Origin of the sequence: Acetobacter zythi (assembly GCF_963921165.1) — a bacterium.
Taxonomy (GTDB): Bacteria; Pseudomonadota; Alphaproteobacteria; order Acetobacterales; family Acetobacteraceae; genus Acetobacter.
In genome coordinates this window covers 1-3,278 of record NZ_CAWUEO010000022.1, presented here as the reverse complement: position 1 = coordinate 3,278, position 3,278 = coordinate 1, and the positions used below count along the sequence as shown (strand labels likewise).

2 protein-coding genes and 2 pseudogenes are annotated in these 3,278 nt (G+C 58.2%); 1 reads left to right on the top strand and 3 read right to left on the bottom strand.

Annotated elements, in window-relative coordinates; genetic code table 11:
- Positions 1–89: 89 nt before the first annotated feature.
- Positions 90–356: pseudogene (locus AABE20_RS08595) on the top strand (integrase core domain-containing protein); the annotation flags it as partial.
- Between the two features lie 59 nt (positions 357–415).
- Here the strand turns inward: AABE20_RS08595 and AABE20_RS08590 are convergent.
- The 3 genes and pseudogenes from AABE20_RS08590 to AABE20_RS08580 all read right to left on the bottom strand — a co-directional run.
- Positions 416–760 (bottom strand): annotated as a pseudogene (locus AABE20_RS08590) (transposase); the annotation flags it as partial.
- A gap of 177 nt (positions 761–937) precedes the next feature.
- Positions 938–2,281 carry an IS1182 family transposase gene (locus AABE20_RS08585; protein ID WP_110507849.1) on the bottom strand — a complete coding sequence of 448 codons (1,344 nt, stop codon included), beginning with the start codon at positions 2,279–2,281 and terminating at the stop codon, positions 938–940.
- Between the two features lie 197 nt (positions 2,282–2,478).
- A complete protein-coding gene (locus AABE20_RS08580; protein WP_338332682.1) occupies positions 2,479–3,153 on the bottom strand; it encodes an AEC family transporter in 675 nt (224 codons plus the stop codon).
- Between the last annotated feature and the right edge of the window lie 125 nt (positions 3,154–3,278).

Below are 3,278 nucleotides of genomic sequence, written 5' to 3'. Positions count from 1 at the left end.
GAACTCCTGCCCTGGCACTGGAAAGCCCACCAGCAGGTCCACAATACCATCGCCGCCTGAATACGCCCGCGTCTCTCGCCGGATGATTACGCGGTCGCTGGCTGGACAACGTGTTCATCGAGCGCCTGTGGCGGTCGCTGAAATACGAATGCGTCTACCTGTACGCGTTCGAGACCGGATCAGAGCTGAGGGCCGGGCTTGGCAGATGGATCGCCCTTTATAACGAAAGGCGTCCGCATACGGCGCTGGCTGGACGAACGCCCGATGAGGCGTATCATAACGTGCCGACGCCATCTGGTCCGGGGTTAACCCCGGACCAGATGGCCAACAGCAACGCCGTCAGAAGGGCGGCATAACAACAACCGGGTATAGCTTATCAAGCCCGCAAAACTGTCCGAACGGACGGGACCACCTCAGACGGACTGGCTTCACGACCCATCCGCTCCCGATCGAGCATCAATTCAACATCGTGGATCGTCTGAAACAGGAAACGCCGCGCCAGTTCCCGGAACCAGCCATAGACCGTTCGCCAATGCCCGAAATGGATCGGCAACATTCGCCAGCCACAGCCCGAGCGGACCAGATAGCGCACCGCGTTGATCACTTCGCGGAATTCAATTTCCCGCGGACGTCCCATGCGCCCAGGCTCAGGCATCAGTGGCGCGATCCGCGCCCATTCCTCATCCGTCATGTCAGACGGATAGCGCTTCGTCTTGCGGGTGATACTGGCCATCCGGCCTCTCTGCTCTGGCGTCCACATCCAGGGCTTGAATCACACCCTCACCGAATTTCCAAACAGGCTCTCACAGGCCATGATCTTCGTCGCCATGGGGGCCAATCTCATCCGAAGAAACGCTCATCCATGACTTTCCAAACAGGCTCTAACAGCCTGTCGGGTTGGTCATTTTGAGGGTTATAAGGCCGAGGCTGACCCGGCTTATGCCGCCTGAAGCCGTGCCATTCTTTTGCAGTTGTATGCGAGAGCGACGAGTGTCCATTCGGTCGTGACTTTTGCAAGGCTGCGCAGACTGAACCTTCTGAAGCCCATGATGCTTTTGATAATTCCAAAGACCGGCTCCACGGTCTGTTTTCGTAGTCTGTAAACATCTCCGGCTTCTGTGGTTTCCAGTCTCGCCTTCATGGCGAGCCGCCAGGGTTCGGTTATCCGGCGTGGCTCCTTTGCTTCGGGATGGGGTCGGAAGTCGTAAGGCCTGCGGGCACAGGGCCGTCCAATGGCGACCAGCGGATCAATGCCCTTTTCCTGCAGTTTCCGGACCGCCTGTCCGCTGGCGTAACCGGTGTCGGCAAGCACCTTCTCCGGGAGACCGATTGTGTCTTCCATCGACAGCACCGTGTCGGCAAAGGATGGCGCATCCGCTGACGTGGCGACAACGTCGGTTGTCACGATCAACTGACTGCCTTCGGCGCAGACCACGGCCTGGGCATTGTAAGCCTGCCGGAACTCGTGAGCGTCCGAACGCCGCATGAGGCGGCTGTCGGGATCGGTCAGACTGATCTGCCGGTCGGGTGGTGGTTCATCATCGGGCGGTTTGGGCGCCCGGCCGCGACGCCCTGTTTTTGCGTCATACACCGCCTTCTTTTTCTCGTATGCCGATCGCGCCGCCTCGGCCTGCGCCTTCGCATCTGCTTCCAGCCGGGCGCAGGCTTCGTCCAGCTTCGCTTTCAGTGTTTCCCGTCGGGCAAGCGCTTCCGGCAATGCCTGCAGATCGCTGTCTATGGCATCTGCGTGCTCCGCCTGGTCCATCAGTTTCGCGATATCCACCGCCAGCTGTTCGCGCAGCGCCCTGATCCGGTCGTAGCGCAGGGAACGGTATTTCGAAGCGTCGGCATCAATTTTCGTGCCGTCGATCGATACTACACCCAGACGCAGCAGACCCGCCTCGCGCGCCAGAAGCAGAACCTGCGCAAATGCAGCTTCAATGGCGTCCCTGTTCGTCCGGCGGAAGGTCGCAATCGTATCATGATCCGGATGCAGGTTCGCCGCCACGAAGCGTACCCCGATGTCGCGATATGTCGCCCGCTCGATCCGGCGTGAGGAAAACAACCCGTTCGCATAGCTGAAGATCAGAAGGGCCAACATCAGACGCGGATGGTACTGTGCCTTGCCACCCGTGCGCACTGGCACGCAGAACGCACTCATCGGAACCCGCTCAACGGCGGCTACAATGAAATGCGCCATATCGTCAGCAGGAAGCCACGACTTCAGATCAGGAGGCAGAAGATACGGCTGAGACCGGTCAAACGGGATGAAGCTGCTCATCTCACCACCTTACAACCTTACCCCTTCACTGGGTAACCCAACCCGACAGGCTGCTAGAGCACTCAAATGAGCAAAACGCTTCTCAAAACGGAAAACAGACCTTTTCAGGACTCATTTTCTCCAATCAGTGCATGGAATTGTAATCATAGGGCAGGTCTTAAAACCAGAGAACTTTTCCAATCATCTATTTTTTTGCGTTATATCCACTCGCATATAGCGACAGTGGCGGGAATGACGACGACCATGCCGAGCGTCGTGAGCAGCATGATGCTGGCTGTTTCTACCTCGCACTTCCCATACTGCTGGGCAAACAGGGCAGACGGTGTGGAGGTAGGCATCGCACTTGCGACAAAAGCTGCTTTCGCCATAGCGGATTTTAGTCCCCATGCCTTGAGGGCGACGAAGAAGACTGCTGGTTGCAAGACGACACAGACGAGCGATCCCAGTATAACGGTCCTAGATCTGAGATTAAGGGAATAAGACGCAAGCGCGAGCCCGCAGGCGAAGATCGCCGCTCCTGGTGCGCAGACTGCTAGAGGCTTGAGCACGGACACGGAAACCGGCGGCATCGTCAGACCGGACAGAGACACGATGGTGCCCAGCACCGGTGCCCACACAAGGGGGTTCTTGATCGTTTTTCCAAGCGTTCGGGCCAACGAGGGTCTCGACGTTTCTGACCTGGACGCGCTCTCGAGCAGGTAGATGACGACTGAAACCTGTAAGAGGTTTGTGACAACCGCAGCCAGACCGACTACGCCGCCGCCGACCGTATCGCCATAGATTGGATCGAGGACCGTCAGGCCATAGATCGGTGCGGCTGTGGAGGACACCGCATAGCCGAGGAGGACTGCGGTGAGCCGGTCGCGCGTCATCATGCACAGGACGAGATAGCTCACGCCAAAGAAGAGCGAATACACGTGTGGTGGGGGTGGATGACTGGGCATGGCGGCGGGGACATCACTATGGAACGATTGTGGTCGATCTTGAGAAAAATGAT

What these genes read in the sequence shown, in the direction of transcription:
- AABE20_RS08585 (WP_110507849.1), bottom strand. Translation starts at nt 2,281, where the DNA reads ATGAGCAGCTTCATCCCGTTTGACCGGTCTCAGCCGTATCTTCTGCCT.
- AABE20_RS08580 (WP_338332682.1), bottom strand. Translation starts at nt 3,153, where the DNA reads ATGACGCGCGACCGGCTCACCGCAGTCCTCCTCGGCTATGCGGTGTCC.